Raw genomic sequence first — 16970 nt, 5'->3', positions numbered from 1 at the left:
GAGATGCAGGTCAGAGGCATTGTCCAAATCAGACTGGCAGTGTGGGGGTCAGGGGTTCGAGCCCCCTCAGCTCCACTCCTTCCAAGACCGCCGACCGGGATGTTTGCCCAGTTCAGCGGGTCTTTTATGATCACGTGCGGTGGTCGCTGACGCTGATGGAGCGGCCGGTGGTTGGTTGGTGGGAGAAAAATGGGAGAGTCCGGTTCGGGCCGGGTGAAATGGGGTCGTGATCGTTCTCCCAGTCCGGCCGGTCGATCTAGGCAGATCTACGGGGTGGCCTGTGAATCGCTCCGATAGGTGGATGGGTGATGTGACCCGGGGTTGCCGGTAGTGCGCGTGCGTGGTTGTGGGGCGGGTCCGAGTGTGCTGCCGGTCCCACCAGCCACAACACCGAGCCAGCCAGTCGACCGACTTTGACGAACCCTGCCAGGGACTCGAACCCCCGAACCAGCTGGTTAAGAGCGAGCTTGTGGTCGTGCTGGCGGGTGTCGCGACGTGTCTCCGCATACCGTTCACGCAGGTCACCGTCGCCCGCGTATGCCGCCAGATGTCACCGCATGTCGGTTCGGTTCGCCGCTGCGGAGCACCCGCGGAGCACCCAGTCTGACATTTCACCGCATTCGTCGGCCGACGCGTGGAGGTCGCAGGTTCGAATCCTCGGCAGGACACACAACAGATGGGAACAGCTCCGACCAGGGGATTCTTGATGGGGCGCTTGGTCGTTGAGCACCGCGTGACACTCGATCGGAGTAGCGGAGCGGCGTCCCGTCGACCTGCAGTAGCAGGTGAGCTGACAGCACGGGACCGCGCGTGATCAGGCGATCTTGCCGCTGCTGAGTCACGTCCGCACGGTCGGAGCGTCGCGACCAGCTGCCCAGCTGGCTTCCCAGCTCACCTCTCGGACTCAGTACAGCTCGGGCACGTCGTGCTGCGCGGCGTGCTGCCGTCGTGAAAGCGGCCCCGCTGGGTGCGTCCAACACCGCAGCGGGACCTTGACCCCCACCCTGTAAGGAGGGCGAGGACCCAGTGAACGAAGCTACAGAAACTCCACCTTCGGCTGCCGTTGACACCGTTCGCCGCGGTCACCGCCGGGTACGCGCTGGGACCAACCCCGCCTGCGCGGGGACGACGAGGCCGCCGGCCGTCGAGACGTGTGGCGGGACGGACCAACCCCGCCTGCGCGGGGACGACGCGCAGACGCTCCGCAATCTCGCCGATGCGGGGGGACCAACCCCGCCTGCGCGGGGACGACAACGCCACGACCCCCAGCGGCATCCGCGTGCGCGGACCAACCCCGCCTGCGCGGGGACGACGCCGGGTCGACGTCCACGTAGCCGCCCACGATCGGACCAACCCCGCCTGCGCGGGGACGACGTGGATGGCGGTGACGCCGAGGTGCGAGTGCAGGGACCAACCCCGCCTGCGCGGGGACGACCGGCCGGACGCCGCGCGCAACGTCGCGGCCGAGGGACCGACCCCGCCTGCGCGGGGACGACTCACCGCCGCCCTCCCCAGCGTCGGCGGCAAGGGGACCAACCCCGCCTGCGCGGGGACGACAGCCGGATCTCGGTGTTGCTCATCGTGGTGACCGGACCAACCCCGCCTGCGCGGGGACGACCGCCCCGTCAGCGCCCCGGGGGGACGAAGACGCGGACCAACCCCGCCTGCGCGGGGACGACCACTGGTCCCACGTCGGCACGGCTGGCGCGTGCGGACCAACCCCGCCTGCGCGGGGACGACGACGCTGCGTTCGGCGCGCTCGCCGACGGGGCGGGACCAACCCCGCCTGCGCGGGGACGACCTGGAGGTCGAGCGGCTGCGGCGTGAGGTCGAGGGACCAACCCCGCCTGCGCGGGGACGACGCCGCACTCCCGCCACAGATCCCTGTCAACGGCACGCGAATCTTGAACACTTCTCGGCATTCGAATCTTGACCCCCTGCCGGCGTGTTGATGTTTACTCTTCAGTTGTGCCGGCGGCGGGGACGCGGCCGAGGTCGCGGTCCTTGAGCCGGTAGCTGTCGCCCTTCAGGGCGATCACCTCGGCGTGGTGGACGAGCCGGTCGATCATGGCGGCGGCGACCACGTCGTCACCGAACACCTCGCCCCACCGGCCGAAGACCTTGTTACTCGTGACGATCAAGCTCGCCCGCTCATAACGGGAGGAGACCAGCTGAAAGAACAGGTTCGCGGCCTCCGGCTCGAACGGGATGTAGCCGACCTCGTCGACCACCAGCAACGGGTAGCGGGCCAGCTTGGTCAGCTCGTGCTGGAGCCGGCCGGTGTGGTGGGCTTCGGCCAGGCGGGCGACCCACTCCGAGGCGGTGGCGAACGCGACCCGGTGCCCGGCCTGGCAGGCTCGGATACCCAGGCCGATCGCCAGGTGTGTCTTCCCGGTCCCTGGCGGACCGAGGAACACCGCATTCTCTTTCGCCGCAACGAAGTCCAGGGTTCCCAGGTGGGCGATCACGTCCCGTTTGAGGCCCCGAGCGTGATCGAAATCGAACTCCTCCAAGGACTTCCGCGCTGGGAACCGGGCGGCGCGGATACGACCCTCACCTCCGTGGGACTCGCGGGCGGACACTTCGCGTTGCAGGCAGGCGACGAGGAACTCCTCGAGCGACCAGGACTCCGCTCGTGCGCGTTCGGCCAGCCGAGCGACCGATTCTCGTAGGTGGGTGCCTTCAACGCCCGGGTCAGGAACGCGATCTCGCCAGTCAGGTCGCGCGCAGTGGCGGGCTTCTTCGTGCTGGTTCGGGTGGTGGCGGGCATCAGGCCACCCCACCATCTGCGCTATCGCCGGTCAGACCAAGCGCGGTGTCGTAGTCGGCCAGGCTCCGCTGCTCCACCTCAGGTTCGTGCTCGGGTCGCACCATCCCGATCCGCTTGCGACGCAACACCTTCGCCGCCGCGACGTGATCCGGATCGGAGATCGTCTGATGCCATGCCCAGACCCGATCATGGTTTGCCACCTGCTTCCCATCACACAACACACCCGCACTCGAGCCAGGTCCGCGACGATCTCCACCCGACGCCCGATCACCGTCGGATGCACCGAATAGTCGTTGGAGTCCAAGCGGATGTAGTGATCGCGCGGCAATCGGGTCGACGAACGCCAGCCCGTCGCCGGCGAGACCGGCGGCAACGCCAGCATCGCCTGCTTGTCTGCGGTGATCCGCTCGGTCGGCGCGCAGCCCAGCGCGCGGCGCGGGCGGGTGTTCACCACGGCCAACCACTCCGCCATCTGACCGTTGAACTCAGCCGGCGAGGTGAAGCCACGGCCAGGCAGGAACGATCGTTCCAGGTAGTCATGCGCGCGCTCGATCAACCCCTTGGCCTCCGGGTCAGCCGGCCGGCAGATGACCACCTTCGCGCCCAACGTTCCCCGGAACGCCTGACATTCGCCGGTCAGCTCGCTGCGTCCACCACGCCAGCGGCCGATCGCGCCCTCACCGTCCCAGACCAGCACCCGCGGCACCGCACCCAACGCGCTGATGAGCTGCCACCAGCCGGCGAACATGTCCTCGGCTCGCCGCGACGGAATCAGCACCGCCGACAGCCAACGCGCATAGCCAGTCACCATGGTCAGTACCGGCAACTGCGCGGGCTTGCGGACCTGCCCGAACCCCACCGGCAGCATGATCGGCGGGAACCACAGATCGCACTGCGCGACCTCCCCAGCCGCATACGCGGTGCGGGAGGCCGGGTCCGGCGGCAGATAGACCGGCCGCAGCTCAGCCACTCGGCCAGACAGCACCCGGATCGACCGCGTCCAACCGATCCGCTCGGCGATCACCGTCGCCGGCATCGTCGGATACACCCGCAGCAGCTCCCGGATCTGCGGCTCAACGGCGTCCACGATGGACCCGACCGGCTTGCGCACGTACCTCGGCGGCGCATCCGAAGCCAACGCGGCACGCACCGTGTTCCGCGAGATGCCCAGCACGCGAGCGATCGCCTTGATCGACACCCCATCCGACCTGCGTAAACGACGAATCTCAGCCCAATCTTCCACGGACAACACCCTTCGTCCTCCCTGGCTCGACTCAAGCCAGGGTCACCGGACAGGGGGGTCAAAATTCGGGTGCCACACCGTGTGCAGTTTTCGCGTGCCGTCGACAATCCCCACCGACCAGGGACCAACCCCGCCTGCGCGGGGACGACGCCGCACTCCCGCCACAGATCCCCACCGACCAGGGACCAACCCCGCCTGCGCGGGGACGACGACATCTCCGCCCAAGCCATCTCCGGTGTGCAGGGACCAACCCCGCCTGCGCGGGGACGACCCGTACTTGCCGATCGGACGGCGATCCGGTCGCGGACCAACCCCGCCTGCGCGGGGACGACGCGAGCTCGGTGTCTCGCCGCTGGCAGGAGCTGGGACCAACCCCGCCTGCGCGGGGACGACCTCGGCGTTTCGGTCTCGATTCTCGCCAGCTTGGGACCAACCCCGCCTGCGCGGGGACGACTGGCTGCGTGCTCGTCGTGAGCTGGCCGCGATGGGACCAACCCCGCCTGCGCGGGGACGACGGCAGATCAGCTTGTCGACGGCCGGCTTCGACAGGACCAACCCCGCCTGCGCGGGGACGACTAAGCGGCTTCGTCCTCGATCGGAGCCCGGACCGGACCAACCCCGCCTGCGCGGGGACGACAAGCTCTTCATGCCGGTAGCCACGTCGGCCGGGGGACCAACCCCGCCTGCGCGGGGACGACACCACCCCGTCAGCCAGGTTGGCCGCGCCCTCGGGACCAACCCCGCCTGCGCGGGGACGACCACACCGGCAAGGGCGCCGAGGTCAACGTGTGGGGACCAACCCCGCCTGCGCGGGGACGACAGCGGGTGGAGAAGGAGGCGCACCTTCGGTGGGGGGACCAACCCCGCCTGCGCGGGGACGACGCCGATCACGGCGCTTCTCTCCTCGCTCATGGGGGACCAACCCCGCCTGCGCGGGGACGACTCGGACACCTGCCGCAGTCGCTGGATGGACTCGGGACCAACCCCGCCTGCGCGGGGACGACGCCGATCTCGGCCGTCGTCCGGCCGGCCGCCAGGGACCAACCCCGCCTGCGCGGGGACGACTCGAAGACATCGTCGGCGTGGAAACCCACGCCAGGACCAACCCCGCCTGCGCGGGGACGACGACGGTAACGACACCTCGAGCTCGTAGCCGCTGGGACCAACCCCGCCTGCGCGGGGACGACGAGCACGAGGCGGACGCCACCTTCGCGGCGGCGGGACCAACCCCGCCTGCGCGGGGACGACCCCCCGGCCGAGAGGCCGGGGCTGATCGGCTGGGACCAACCCCGCCTGCGCGGGGACGACGTTTCCGCAGCTTGGCGAGGGCCTCGTTCACCTGGGACCAACCCCGCCTGCGCGGGGACGACCTCGACCATCAGCCGGGTCCAGGTGGTGACCGCGGGACCAACCCCGCCTGCGCGGGGACGACGTCGTCTCGACATCCGCAAGCCAAGCCGTGCTGGGACCAACCCCGCCTGCGCGGGGACGACGCGCTTTCACTGCCGTGTCGGCCGCTTGGTCTGGGACCAACCCCGCCTGCGCGGGGACGACCATTTGGGCCGGTTCGGTCGGGTGCTGGCTCTGGGACCAACCCCGCCTGCGCGGGGACGACGCCGCGGTCGCGACGGTCGTCGCGGTGTGGCGCGGACCAACCCCGCCTGCGCGGGGACGACACTCGTCGAGCATCTCCTGCACTTCGCCCGTGTGGACCAACCCCGCCTGCGCGGGGACGACTACTACCACGAAGACCCCACCGTGGTGTTGACGGGACCAACCCCGCCTGCGCGGGGACGACACTTCCTGACCTGGGGCGATACCGTCGCGTTCTGGTGTTTTTGTTTAGCTTGAGGTGCGTTGGTGGTGACATGTTCAGGTGTAACGGTGTGGGCGGTTCGTGGCGATTGTGTGGATTGTAGCGACCGAGAGGGTGGGTTTGGTGGGGAATGCCTGGTTGATGGTGTGGGCGAAGTCTGATCATGACGAGCGGCGCGAGTGTGTGGCGTGGTTGCCGTTGTATCAGCATTTGGATGATGCGATGGCGGTCGCGGGTTTGCTGGTTGACAACTGGGTGTCGCCGCACGTGGTTCGGCGTATTGGTGAGGATTTGCCGAATGGTGCGGCCGATGTCAGGGTTTTGGCTTGTTGGCTTGCCGGGGTGCATGACGTTGGCAAGGTGAGTCCGGCGTTTGCTGTGCAGGTCCCGGCGCTTGCTCGTGGCATGGGAAGGTTGGGTCTGCGGGCTGGGTCACGCGTTGTTGGTGCGCTGCGGCGGCGGGAGGTCAGCCACGCGATTGTTGGGCATCTCGCTGTGCGGGAATGGCTGTCGGGCGAGCTAGGGTTCGCGCTTCGGAACGGGATAGCGGCGCAGTTGGGTGCGATTGTCGGTGCGCATCACGGAGTTCCTCCCGAGCATAGCCAGCTTGCTTTGGCGCGTGACCACGAGGAGCTTTCCGGTGCGGGCCGCTGGGCGGATGTTCGGAAGCTGTTTCTGGGGCGGGCGACGGAACGCGTGGGTGGCCGTGATGTTTTGTCGGGGTATCGCGATGTTCGGTTGAGCCGGCCGAGTCAGGCTTTGTTGACTGCGATTGTCATCGTGGCGGATTGGATTGCGTCGAACAGCGAGTTGTTCCCGCTGCGTCCTGTCCCCATGCCTGATGAGCTACCGGCGCCCCCGGACGATGCGGCGACCGCCAAGCGGGCTGAGTTCGGGTGGGCTCGGTTGAACCTGCCGCCGCGTTGGGGCGCGCGGCCGGTCGGCGATGGCGGTGGGATAGATGGTGGTGGGGTTGGGGATGGGTTGTTCCGTGATCGGTTTTCTCGGCCGGGGGCGGTGATGCGGCCGGTGCAGCTTGCGGCGGTGGCGGCGGCGTGCCAGCAGCCCGAGCCTGGGTTGGTCGTCGTGGAGGCGCCGATGGGGTCGGGGAAGACCGAGGCCGCGTTGCTGGCCGCCGAGGTGCTCGCGCATCGGTCCGGCGCGGACGGGGTGTTTGTGGCGCTGCCGACGCAGGCGACGACGGATGCGATGTTCTCCCGTGTCCGGGTGTGGCTGGACAGGTTGCCGCGGCGGGTTGAGGGTGCGCCGGTGTCGCTGCGGTTGGCGCACGGCAAGGCACATCTGAACGACGAGTATGCCGGGATGGTCTACCGGGGACGGTTCGCGCAAGTCGGGGACGGCGAGGCAGACGCGGCGGTGGTGCATGCGTGGTTCGCGGGCCGTAAGCGGGCGGGTTTGGCGGCGTTCGTGGTGGGCACGATCGACCAGGTGCTTTTTGCGGGGTTGAAGAGCCGGCATGTGATGCTGCGGCATCTCGCGCTTGCCGGGAAGGTTGTGGTCATCGACGAGGTGCACGCCTACGACGTGTATATGTCCCAGTACCTGCACCGGGTGCTGCACTGGTTGGGCGCGTATCGGGTGCCGGTGGTGTTGCTGTCGGCTACGTTGCCGCCCACGCGGCGGGCAGAGCTGCAGCGGGCGTACGACAGCGGTCGCGAGTCGGGCCAGTCGGCGCCGGCCGTGGAGGGGTATCCGCTGGTGTCGGGTACCGGGCTGGTTCCGGCCGTGCTTGCGTTGCCGGGGGAACGGACGCCGGTGCGGTTGGACAAGCTGGATGACAGCCTCGACACCCTCGTCGCCTATGTGCGGACCCATCTGGCTGAGGGTGGGTGCGCGGTGGTGGTGCGCAACACCGTGACCCGGGTGCAGGAGACCGCCGAGCACCTCGCCGGGGTGTTCGGTGTGGACGCGGTGACGATCAACCACTCCCGGTTCCTGGCTTGCGACCGTGCCCGCAACGACCGGGAATTGGTGCGTAGGTTCGGCCCGCTGGAGCAGGGCTCGGATCGGCCGGCGCGGCATGTCGTGGTCGCGTCGCAGGTGGTGGAGCAGTCGCTGGATGTGGACTTCGACCTGATGGTGACCGATCTCGCTCCGGTTGATCTGCTGTTGCAGCGGATGGGCAGGTTGCACCGGCACGATCGGGACCGGCCTCGGTTGGTGAGGCAGCCGCGGTGTGCGGTGGTCGGTGTGGACGCGTGGGACGCGGCGCTGGTGCGGGCGGTGCGCGGGTCGCGGCGGGTCTACGGCGACCATCCGTTGGTGCGGGCGGCGGCGATCCTGCTCGATCGAGTCGAGGTCGTGCTCCCGCACGACATCGCGCCGCTGGTGCGGCTCGCCTACGACGACACCGCGCCCGTCGGCCCGGAGAGCTGGCAGCCGGCGATGACGACAGCGCGGGAGGCCGCGGCGTTGTCGGCGCACCGGCGGCGGAGGGCCGCCGGGGAGTTCCTGCTCGGCGAGGCCGGTGCTGAGGGGGATCTGACCGGGTGGCTGCGGGCCGGGGTCGGCGACGCCGACGACGACAGCCCACACGGGCTGGCGCAGGTACGGGACGGCGAGGAGAACCTCGAGGTCCTCGTCGTACAGCGGGACGCCGAGGGGGGCCTGCTCGTGCCGGACTGGATCGACCGTGACGGCGGCGCACAACTCCCGCTGGACGAACCCGTGCCCTACCGGCTCGCACGCACCGTCGCGGCGTGCGGTCTGCGGCTGCCGCTGGCGTTGAGCCACGGCGGAGTGATCGACGCGGTGATCGCCGAACTGGAACACAACCACTACACGAGCTTTCACCGCACCCCGCTGCTCGCCGGTCAGCTGGTGCTGGTGCTCGACCAGCAGCGGCAGGCCGAACTGCACGGGTTCCGCCTCACCTACGACACCCGCCGAGGACTGATCCATGAACGCTGTCAGAGGAGTCTGCCTAGCGCGTAGCAGACCTGTCGGGCGACTAAGGCGTATCAGTTTTGTCGGAAGCCATGATACCCTGCGGTCGGCGGTTCCGATCGCGTGTGGTCCCTGCTCGCGGCAGGGATGATCCGGCGTATCAGTCTTGTCGGAGCTTGTCCCCGCATCGCGGGGCACCGGTATCGCCTCGCGATCGGAACCGTGTCGAGCTGCGTAGTTCCCTGCCTGATGGGAACTGTTCAGCCATGTCAGGGATGTCGACGGCACGGCGGGTGGGAAGATGTCAAAGAAGCCTGGCGGCAATAACGTGAATAGCTCCTTCAAGGAACTTGACATAATCTCGGTTCTTATTGCCTGGATGTTTTCCGTCTTGGCTGCGACCGGTGCCGCTCTGCCGTTTGGGGGTTCAGGCCACTTCTGCGTATGGGACTGGTGGTGGGCTACTGGTGGGCATGGCGAGTTTCCTGACGACCGGAATACTGTCATTCCTTGGAGTATTGACACTTCTTCAACGGTTCAGGAGGTAGTTATGGTCGCTACCGGGTAACGATGCTCGCACTACCAGCGACCTATGCCATGCCGAGTGTTTGGTCCATCAGCGTGCGGTCACGCGATTGATCACATCCGTTCCGCCCACCTCCGTCGAGGACTCTGCCCATGAGCGATCCGTCAACACGCCCGCTATCGTTCAACCTCATCGAGCAGCCCTGGCTGCTTGTTCGCGACCGGGACGGCAGAGTTTCCGAGCTGTCTGTTGTGGACATGTTCCGGCGGTCGCATGAGCTTGCGGGGTTGGTGGGGGACGTGCCGACGCAGGTGTTCGCGCTGACCCGGATGTTGTTGGCGGTTCTGCACGGGGCGTTGTGTCCGCGGTCGGTTGCGGATTGGGAGGCGTTGTGGGATGCCGACCAGTTGCCGGTGTCGGACATTGCGTCTTATCTCGACAGGCATCGGAGCCGGTTCGATCTCGTCCATCCGACTACGCCCTTTATGCAGGTAGCGGGTTTGCGCACGGAGAAGGGAGAGCTGTCGGATCCGAGCAAGTTGATCGCGGATGTGCCGAATGGGCACCGGTTTTTCACCACCCGGTTGGGCACTGGTCTGTCGTTGTCATTCGCGGAGGCCGCGCGGTGGTTGGTGCATTGTCATGCGTTCGACCCGTCGGGCATCAAGTCTGGTGCGGTCGGTGACCCGAGGGTGAAGAACGGCAAGGGGTACCCGATTGGGGTGGCGTGGAGCGGGCTGCTCGGTGGCATCCTGCCCGAGGGTCGCACGTTGCGGGAGACGTTGCTGCTCAACCTGATTCCCCGCGACTTCGGCGACGTTGCCGGTGACGTCGTGGCGGATGTGCCGGTGTGGGAGCGGGAGCCACTGGGCCCGGCCGAGCAGCCTCCGGAGGGTTTGATCCCGGCCGGGCCGGTCACGTTGTTCACCTGGCAGAGCCGCCGTGTGCGGCTGCATGTCGCGCATGGGCGGGTGACGGGGGTGTTGATCTGTAACGGTGACGCGTTGATGCCGCAGAACATGCACACGACCGAGACTCACACCGCGTGGCGGCGTAGTGAACCGCAGCAAAAGAAGCTTCGGCTGCCGGTGGCGTACATGCCGCTGGAGCACAATGTGGAGCGGGTGATCTGGCGGGGCCTGGCCGCGATGCTGCCCGACCGTGCCCGTCGCCAGGGGTCGGAGGCCGCGTCGCGCGTGTCGGCCATGGTGTCGGAGTGGCTCGGCCTGCTGAGCACGGAAGGTGTGCTGGCCCGGGATTATCCGCTGCGGATGCGCACGATCGGCATGACCTACGGCGGCCAGAGCTCCACCACCGAGGAGATCGTCGACGACGCGCTGTCCCTCCAGGCGATCCTGGTGGCCCAGGACGCCGCGGCGCTGAAGGGGGCAGCGCTCGACTCGGTGGAGGCGGCCGAGAACGCCGCACGGGCGCTCGGGTTCCTCGCGGCCGATCTCGCCCGAGCGTCCGGCGGTGACCCGGACGGCCCGCGGACGCGGGCGATCGAGTCCGCCTACGCCGCGCTGGACCCGATGTTCCGGGACTGGTTGGCGGCACTGGGGCCGGACACCGATCCGGACGACTGCCAGGTCGTGTGGCACCGGCAGGCCGATGGAGCGGTCCGCACACTCGGCGCGGATCTGGTCGCGGCCGCGTCCCCTACGGCATGGGTCGGCCGTAAGCACAACGAGCGGCTCTACACGTCCTCGCACGCCGTGGCCCGGTTCCACTCAGAACTCCGCCGAGTGTTGCCTTACGCCCACCAGGAAGCCGCCTGAACAGGATGACCATGACCTACACCGTGAAGTCCGTTGTGGACAAGAAGATCTGGGACCTGCAGAACGGCTACGTCGCCAACCGGTCCGGTGCGGTCGCCGCGCTGGCTCGGCTGCGGCGGGGAGTGGGCAAGCCCGCAGGCAGCGTGCTGGACATCCTGGAGTTCACCTACGCCCCCGAACTCGTCGGCGACCCGCGCGATGATGATCCGACTCCGGGCGAGGTTGCCGCGCACCTGTGCCTGACGTTGTATGCAGTGCATCAGCAGTCGCAGCGGCAGCGGATGCACCAGCGCGGACGCCCGCTCGGCCGGTCGATCCGGGCGTTGATTCCACCAGATCACCCTGACTACACCCGGCACCCGGTGGCCCGCCGGTTCGCGATGCTCGGCACCGCCGACAGCCTCGCCGAGCTCGAGTACCACCTGCGAGGCATGGTCCAACTCCTGCACACCAACACGGTTCCGCTCGACTACGGGCAACTCGCCGTCGACCTGCTCCGCTGGCAGTGCCCCGGCGGGGCGCCCACGGTTCGTCTGTGGTGGGGCCGCGACTTCCATCACCTCTCCACCCCAGCCGCCACCTCGGACACCGGCGCCGTCGACGGCGCCGTCGAATCTGCCGAGCCGGCCACCACACCCTCTTCGTGATTTCGTTCGTTCAGAAAGGCATCATCGTGGCGCGCACCATTGTGGACATTCACGTTCTGCAGACCGTTCCGCCGAGCAATCTCAACCGGGACGACACCGGCAGCCCGAAGAGCGCCGTCTACGGCGGTGTCCGCCGTGCTCGGGTGTCGAGCCAGGCGTGGAAGCGCGCCACCCGCGACGCGTTCGAACACCTGCTGGACCGCGACGAGCTGGGCGTGCGTACCAAGCGGGTCGTCGAGCTGGTGGGCGAGGAGATCACCCGGCAGGCGCCATCGCTCGCCGACCGGGCGGGCGAGCTCGCCACCGTGGTGTTGAAGGCGGCCCGGATCGAGATCAAGCCCGCGCGGAAGAAGGACGCCCCGGACGAGTCGGGCTACCTGTTGTTCCTGTCCCGCCGACAGATCGCCGGCCTGGCCGAGCTCGCGATCGGCGCGGCACGCGAGGCTGAGGACGGGAAGGTCGCGATCGCGGCGAAGGAGGCCAAGGCCCGCGCGGACCGGGAGCATTCGGTGGACGTGGCGTTGTTCGGGCGGATGGTTGCCGACCAGACCGACCTCAACGTCGAGGCGGCGTGCCAGGTCGCGCACGCGTTGAGCGTGCACGCGGTGGCCAACGAGTACGACTACTTCACCGCGGTCGATGACCACAAGAAGGCCGACGAGGACGAAGACGCCGGCGCGGGCATGATCGGCACGGTCGAGTTCAACTCCTCCACCCTCTACCGCTACGCCACCGTCGACGTCGACCACCTCCAGACGAACCTCGGTGACCTGGATGCCACCCGGCGGGCGGTCGAGGCGTTCACCCGCGCGTTCGTCTCCAGCATGCCCACCGGCAAACAGAACACCTTCGCCAACCGCACCCTCCCCGACGCCGTGCTGGTGATCGTGCGGCAGACCCAGCCGATCAACCTGGTCGGGGCGTTCGAAGACGCCGTGAGCGAGGACGAGAAGGGCGGCCGGATCACCGCCGCGATCCAGCGGCTGGCCACCCACGCCGCCGAGCTGCACCCCGCGTTCGACGAAACCCCGGTCACCGTTTGGGCGTTCGGCGCCGGCGACCGGGTCGACCCGCTGGCCGAGCTCGGGCAGCGCTCGACCTTCGACACCACCATCCGCGCGCTGGGCGAGCTGGTCGCCGACCGGCTCACCGACCAGCCGGTGGGCACACCGTGACCGCGTTGCTGTTGCGGCTGGCCGCGCCGCTGCAGTCGTGGGGCACCGGCAGCCGGTTCGTGCGCCGCAACACCGACCGGATGCCCAGCCGCAGCGGCATCATCGGTCTGCTAGCCGCCGCCCGGGGCATCCGCCGCACCGACCCTCTCGAAGACCTGCTGGCTCTGCGGATCGGGGTCCGGGTCGACCAGCCCGGGCAGCTGGAACGTGACTTCCAGACCGCCCACACCCGGGACGGCGCCACCGCGATGCCGCTGTCCTACCGGTTCTACCTCGCCGACGCGGTGTTCGCCGTCGCCGTCGAAGGCGACCCGGCGTTGCTGGAGGGGTTGCGGGGGGCGCTGCGGCGGCCGGTGTTCCCGCTGTTCCTCGGCCGCCGCTCCTGCCCACCCGCCGGACGACTCGACCACGACCTGCACGACGGCGACGTGCTCCAGGTGCTCCAGCGGGCACCCTGGCTGGCCTCCCGCCACGTGCAGAAGAACCACCACGACTCCCACATCACGCTCACTGTGGTGCACGACTGTCCACCACACACACCGGGCAGCCAGGTGGTCCGCGACGACCCGATCACCTTCGACCCCCGCCACCGCCAGTACGGCTGGCGCACGGTCATCCACACCCGAACCCGCGTCCCCAACCTCCACCACCAACCGGCCACCAGCCCCGACCTGGCGTGCGTGGACCCGCACGACCCGATGACCTTGCTGGGGAACTGATGTACCTCACCCGGTTCGAGATCAACACCGCCCGCCGCGGAGCACGCGACCTGCTCGCCTCACCTCACCGCCTGCACGCCGCCATCCTCGCCGCCTTCCCCGCCGCCCACCGCGAACCCAGCGCGCGGGGCCGCATCCTCTGGCGGGTCGACCAACGCAGCCACCAAACACTCCTATATGTGGTCAGCGCGCACCAGCCCGACCTCACCCACCTCGTCGAAACCGCCGGCTGGCCCGCCACCCACACCTGGGACACCTGCCCCTACAACCGGCTGCTCGACCAGCTCAACCCCGGCGACCAATGGGCGTTCCGGCTCACCGCCAACCCCGTCCACAGCCGCCGCAAAACCGACACCGCGACACGGTCACAACGGTTCGGCCACATCACCGTCGCCCAACAAACGAGCTGGCTGCTCGACCGCGCCGGCCGCAACGGCTTCACCATCCCCGAGGCCCACGGCAAAGAACCCGACGTCGCCATTCAGGCACGTCGGGTGTGGAAGTTCACCCGCCAGGGCCGCACCGTCACCCTCGCCACCGCCGTGTTCGAAGGCCGGCTCGAGGTCACCGACCCCACCGCGCTGCGCCACGCCCTCACCCACGGCATCGGCCCCGCCAAGGGATACGGCTGCGGCCTGCTCACCCTCGCCCCCCTGGCCACGCCCGACCGCCATGCCTGAGATCCCCGGCGCCAAGCCCGTCCCCATCTCCCAGCTCACCCGAGCCCAGGACCGCCTCACCTTCCTGTACTTGGAGCACTGCATCGTGCACCGGGACGCGAACGCCATCACCGCGCAGGACACCCGCGGCACCGTGCACATTCCCGCTGCCACCCTCGGTGCGCTGCTGCTCGGACCAGGCACCAGCGTCAGCCAGCAGGCCATGGTCCTGCTCGCCGAGAGCGGCTCCACCGCCGTGTGGGTCGGCGAGCACGGCGTGCGGTACTACGCCCACGGCCGCACCCTCACCCAGTCCTCCCGACTGCTCGAACGACAGGCCGCACTCGTATCCACCCAGACCACACGCCTGCGCGTGGCTCGCCACATGTACACCATGCGGTTCCCCGACGAGAACCTGTCCGGCCTGACCATGCAACAACTCCGGGGCCGCGAAGGCGCCCGCGTCCGCCGGATCTACCGCGCCCACGCCACCCGCACCGGCGTGACGTGGGAACGCCGCGACTACAACCCCACCAACTTCGACGACGGCACCCCGGTCAACCAAGCCCTGTCCGCCGCCAACACCAGCCTCTACGGTGTCGTCCACGCCGTGATCGTCGCCCTCGGCTGCGCACCCGGACTCGGCTTCATCCACACCGGACACATCAGGTCCTTCGTCTACGACATCGCCGACCTCTACAAGACCGAGATCACCATTCCCATCGCCTTCGACATGGCCGCCCGCACCGACGCCGCCGACATCGGCGCGGAGACCCGGCGTGCGGTCCGCGACCAGATGAAGGACGGCAAGTTCCTCGAAACCTGCGTCCGGGACATCAAGGCACTCCTCGCCGATGAGGACACCACCGTCGAATACGGGCCCGAAGCGTTCGAAGACCCCGACGTCATCATGCTCTGGGACGGTAACGGCCGCACCGTTCCCGGCGGCATCGCCTACCGGGACGACGCTGATCGAGACGACCAATGACCGTGATTGTTTTCGCAGCGTGCCCGGTCGGGCTGCGCGGACACCTCACACGGTGGCTCCTGGAAATCTCGCCCGGAGTGTTCGTGGGGAAAATCAGCAGGCGGGTCCGCGAACGCATGTGGGACCGGGTCACCGAAATGGTCAAGACCGGCCGAGCGATCATGGTCTACGGCGCGGACAACGAGCAGGGACTCGCGTTCAAGGTCCACGCCCACGACTGGATCCCCATCGACTATGAAGGCATCAACCTCATCCTCCGCCCCGCCGAACCCAGCCGCACGTCCCGGGACAAAGGCTGGAGCACCGCAAGCAAACGCCGCCGCTTCGGCCGCCCAAACTAAACGAAAACCACCACCCGTCGCTCCAAGCCCGCAGGTCAACAAGCGTCGTCCCCGCACATGCGGGGCTGTTCCCGTGATCGACCTGTGGAAGGCGATCAAGGCGGTGTCGTCCCCGCGCATGCGGGGCTGTTCCGGAACGATGCACCTGTCCGATCGGCAAGGACCAGTCGTCCCCGCGCATGCGGGGCTGTTCCCGGCGTTCACCAGCGCCTAAAGGTCACGCGCGTGTCGTCCCCGCGCATGCGGGGCTGTTCCTGCCCGAAGGGTAGGGCTCAGGGGGGACGGCTAGTCGTCCCCGCGCATGCGGGGCTGTTCCCGCCGCGCCGCGGCCGGCCTCGTAGACCCGCCGGTCGTCCCCGCGCATGCGGGGCTGTTCCTCCGACGAACCGACTCGGGTGGTGAGCACGCTCGTCGTCCCCGCGCATGCGGGGCTGTTCCCAAGTCTCAACAACTTGAAGCAAGGCTTGTCAAGTCGTCCCGCGCATGCGGGGCTGTTCCTCAGTTCGGAGTGGAGCTGGGCCGGGGACAGGAGTCGTCCCCGCGCATGCGGGGCTGTTCCCTGGTCGGGCGGCAGCTGGTCGCGGGTGAACCGGTCGTCCCCGCGCATGCGGGGCTGTTCCCTCACGCACAATCGCGGACTTGCCCGTGCCAGGGTCGTCCCCGCGCATGCGGGGCTGTTCCACGACGAAACGCGCCCCGCCGGAGTGCCACCTCGTCGTCCCCGCGCATGCGGGGCTGTTCCGGTGTGGTAGCTGATGAGCAGCGACCGGGGAGAGTCGGGCAATCAGACACACCGACTCGCCGAGAGTTAGAACGTCAGCCATTCTCCCCATCACTTCCCGTTCGCGGTGATGGCGCGGTGCGGGAAGTCATTGGGCGTGTAAGGCACGAACCAGGTAGCCGGTGTTCTCTTCGTGCAGGACCCTGCGGCACTCAACGGCTCGCTGCCGATGCCACCGGTCTGGCCACGTGCCGGTCAGGGCCGTCACGAGATCATCGACGAGGGCTTCGTTGCGCGGTCCCGTCGGACCTGGGCCGGGAGCGGTGAGCTGAGCCGTGTCAAAATTCAGCGACGCCTGCTGCGTCCGGCTGTGCCCCCACGATACCCCGGCGAGGGCGTGTCCGGGTGCGGGAACGACGCCCGTGCGGCATCTTGCGCCCATCCGTTCATCGGTACACCCTTTGCAGGTCGTTCAATCGCTGAAAGTCTCGGTCGCCGCTGCGCGAAAGGCATCTTTCTTGAGTATCGTCCTGCTTTTTGCGGTCCTCTCCTGGTGGATCGGTGAATGCATGTACACGCCGGGTGTGAATATCGTCGTTCATGTCGTCGTGCACGTTGATGCTTGTCAGGTGCGGTGTGTGAGTCGATGCACCAGTTCGGCGGTGTCGAGCCCGCACAGC

General features: G+C 68.4%; 8 protein-coding genes, 2 pseudogenes and 3 CRISPR repeat arrays. Of the genes and pseudogenes, 8 read left to right on the top strand and 2 right to left on the bottom strand.

Features of this window, described 5'->3' with window-relative positions; genetic code table 11:
- Nucleotides 1-1102: 1102 nt before the first annotated feature.
- A CRISPR array of direct repeats spans nt 1103-1862; the repeat unit is 28 nt; unit sequence GGACCAACCCCGCCTGCGCGGGGACGAC.
- Between the two features lie 93 nt (nt 1863-1955).
- Nucleotides 1956-2770 (bottom strand): annotated as a pseudogene (gene istB, locus ACRDTB_RS07835) (IS21-like element helper ATPase IstB).
- Nucleotides 2770-4022: pseudogene (istA, locus tag ACRDTB_RS07830) on the bottom strand (IS21 family transposase). Before istA ends, istB begins: the two co-directional pseudogenes overlap by 1 nt.
- Nucleotides 4023-4134: 112 nt before the next feature.
- Nucleotides 4135-5811: direct repeats of the CRISPR family, unit length 28 nt; unit sequence GGACCAACCCCGCCTGCGCGGGGACGAC.
- A gap of 141 nt (nt 5812-5952) precedes the next feature.
- Between istA and cas3 the strand changes: the two are divergent.
- The 8 genes from cas3 (at nt 5953) to cas2e (ending at nt 15569) form a co-directional block, all read left to right on the top strand.
- Nucleotides 5953-8784, top strand: coding sequence for a CRISPR-associated helicase Cas3' (gene cas3, locus ACRDTB_RS07825; protein WP_431429332.1), 2832 nt, complete (start codon nt 5953-5955; stop codon nt 8782-8784).
- Between the two features lie 630 nt (nt 8785-9414).
- The gene (gene casA, locus ACRDTB_RS07820) at nt 9415-11040 is read left to right on the top strand and encodes a type I-E CRISPR-associated protein Cse1/CasA (protein ID WP_431429331.1); all 1626 of its coding nucleotides are present in this window, start codon (nt 9415-9417) and stop codon (nt 11038-11040) included.
- An 11-nt stretch (nt 11041-11051) separates the two neighbouring features.
- Nucleotides 11052-11687 carry a type I-E CRISPR-associated protein Cse2/CasB gene (casB, locus tag ACRDTB_RS07815; protein WP_431429330.1) on the top strand — a complete coding sequence of 212 codons (636 nt, stop codon included), beginning with the start codon at nt 11052-11054 and terminating at the stop codon, nt 11685-11687.
- Nucleotides 11684-12862, top strand: coding sequence for a type I-E CRISPR-associated protein Cas7/Cse4/CasC (cas7e, locus tag ACRDTB_RS07810; RefSeq protein ID WP_431429329.1), 1179 nt, complete (start codon nt 11684-11686; stop codon nt 12860-12862). Before casB ends, cas7e begins: the two co-directional genes overlap by 4 nt.
- Nucleotides 12859-13581 carry a type I-E CRISPR-associated protein Cas5/CasD gene (cas5e, locus tag ACRDTB_RS07805; protein WP_431429328.1) on the top strand — a complete coding sequence of 241 codons (723 nt, stop codon included), beginning with the start codon at nt 12859-12861 and terminating at the stop codon, nt 13579-13581. Before cas7e ends, cas5e begins: the two co-directional genes overlap by 4 nt.
- Entirely contained in the window at nt 13581-14261 is a 681-nt protein-coding gene (gene cas6e, locus ACRDTB_RS07800; RefSeq protein ID WP_431429327.1) for a type I-E CRISPR-associated protein Cas6/Cse3/CasE, read from the top strand. The genes cas5e and cas6e overlap by 1 nt, the downstream gene beginning before the upstream one ends.
- Nucleotides 14254-15228, top strand: coding sequence for a type I-E CRISPR-associated endonuclease Cas1e (cas1e, locus tag ACRDTB_RS07795; RefSeq protein ID WP_431429326.1), 975 nt, complete (start codon nt 14254-14256; stop codon nt 15226-15228). Before cas6e ends, cas1e begins: the two co-directional genes overlap by 8 nt.
- On the top strand, nt 15225-15569 hold the full coding sequence (cas2e, locus tag ACRDTB_RS07790) for a type I-E CRISPR-associated endoribonuclease Cas2e (RefSeq protein ID WP_431429324.1): 345 nt from the start codon (nt 15225-15227) through the stop codon (nt 15567-15569). The genes cas1e and cas2e overlap by 4 nt, the downstream gene beginning before the upstream one ends.
- Before the next feature lie 44 nt (nt 15570-15613).
- Nucleotides 15614-16007: a CRISPR direct-repeat array (repeat unit 28 nt; unit sequence GTCGTCCCCGCGCATGCGGGGCTGTTCC).
- Nucleotides 16008-16970 lie beyond the last annotated feature (963 nt).

Source organism: Actinophytocola sp. (genome assembly GCF_050699935.1).
Classification (GTDB): Bacteria; Actinomycetota; Actinomycetes; order Mycobacteriales; family Pseudonocardiaceae; genus Actinophytocola.
Note: the sequence above shows the minus strand (reverse complement) of the source record. Positions and strands in the feature narration are given on the sequence as shown.

Bases quoted from the DNA above. Each gene is read 5' to 3' on its own strand.
- cas2e (WP_431429324.1), top strand. From the start codon at position 15,225: ATGACCGTGATTGTTTTCGCAGCGTGCCCGGTCGGGCTGCGCGGACAC.
- cas6e (WP_431429327.1), top strand. From the start codon at position 13,581: ATGTACCTCACCCGGTTCGAGATCAACACCGCCCGCCGCGGAGCACGC.
- casA (WP_431429331.1), top strand. From the start codon at position 9,415: ATGAGCGATCCGTCAACACGCCCGCTATCGTTCAACCTCATCGAGCAG.
- casB (WP_431429330.1), top strand. From the start codon at position 11,052: ATGACCTACACCGTGAAGTCCGTTGTGGACAAGAAGATCTGGGACCTG.
- cas1e (WP_431429326.1), top strand. From the start codon at position 14,254: ATGCCTGAGATCCCCGGCGCCAAGCCCGTCCCCATCTCCCAGCTCACC.